1 protein-coding gene is annotated in these 1,377 nt (G+C 75.4%); it reads right to left on the bottom strand.

Features of this window, described 5'->3' with window-relative positions:
* Window positions 1-1,377: polyketide synthase (locus DQW06_RS27220; protein ID WP_198662563.1), on the bottom strand; the 1,377-nt coding region annotated here is incomplete at both ends.

Consider the following 1,377-nt stretch of genomic DNA (forward strand, 5'->3'; position numbering starts at 1 on the left):
GGTCCAGTGTCTGCGGCGCTGGAAGGGCAGGTCCACCATGCTGACCGGGGCGCCCTCGTCGACGACCCCCTCCAGCACCAGGTGGGCGTTGGTGCCGCTGATGCCGAAGGAGGACACGGCGGCGCGCCGGGGACGACCGGTGTCGGGCCAGGGCTCGTTCTCCCGGAGCAGGCGCACCCCGGCGTCCTCCCAGTCCACCTGCGTGGTGGGAACGTCGGCGTGCAGGGTCCGGGGCAGCCGTCCGTGGCGCAGGGCCTGCACGGTCTTGATCACCCCGGCGACACCGGCCGCGGCCTGGGCGTGCCCGATGTTGGACTTGAGCGAGCCCAGGCGCAGCGGTTCCCCGTCCCGGTCCCGGCCGTACACCGCGATGAGCGCCTTGGCCTCGATGGGGTCGCCCAGACGCGTGCCGGTGCCGTGCGCCTCGACCGCGTCCACCTCGCCCGGCTCCAGTCCGGCGTCGGCCAGGGCGCTGCGGATCAGCCGCTGCTGGGCCTGCGGGTTGGGCGCGGTGAGCCCGTTGCTGGCGCCGTCGGAGTTGACCGCGCCGCCCCGGATCAGGGCCAGGACGGGGCGTCCGGCCCGGCGGGCCCGGGAGGCGCGCTCCAGCAGCAGTACTCCGGCGCCCTCGGCCCAGGCCGTGCCGTCGGCGCCCTCCCCGAAGGCACGGCAGCGGCCGTCGGCGGACAGCCCCCGCTGGGCGGCGAACTCCAGGAGCATGCCGGGCGTGGCCATGACGGTCGCTCCCCCGGCCAGTGCCATGGCGCACTCGCCCCGGCGGATGGCCTCGGCGGCCTGGTGGACGGCGACCAGGGAGGAGGAGCAGGCGGTGTCGATGGTCATGGCCGGGCCGTTGAGCCCCAGCACGTAGGCGATGCGGCCCGAGGCCACACTCAGGGTGGACCCGGTGAGGCGGTACCCGCCGTCGTTGCCGCGCACGGGGTCGGCCAGGCGCGGACCGTAGTCACTGGGCATGGCCCCCACGAAGACGCCCACGTTCTCCGCGCGCAGGGCCTCGTCGGACAGCCCGGCGCGCCGGACCGCCTCCCAGGAGGTCTCCAGCAGCAGCCGCTGCTGGGGGTCCATGGCGTCGGCCTCGCGCGGGGAGATACCGAAGAAGTCGGCGTCGAAGAGGTCGGCGTCGTACAGGAAGCCGCCCCGACGGGTGTAGGTGCGCCCGGGCGCGCCCGGCTCGGGGTCGTAGAGGGAGTCCAGGTCCCAGAATCGGTTGTCGGGCAGATCGCCCGTGGCGTCCACGCCGTCCTCGACCAGGCGCCACAGCTGCTCGGGCGAGGAGACGCCTCCCGGCAGGCGACAGGCCATCGCGGTGATGGCGACGGGGTCGTCCTCGTCGGCGGGCCGGGCCGGTGCGGGGGC

Source organism: Nocardiopsis sp. TNDT3 (genome assembly GCF_003427465.1).
Lineage (GTDB): Bacteria > Actinomycetota > Actinomycetes > Streptosporangiales > Streptosporangiaceae > Nocardiopsis > Nocardiopsis dassonvillei.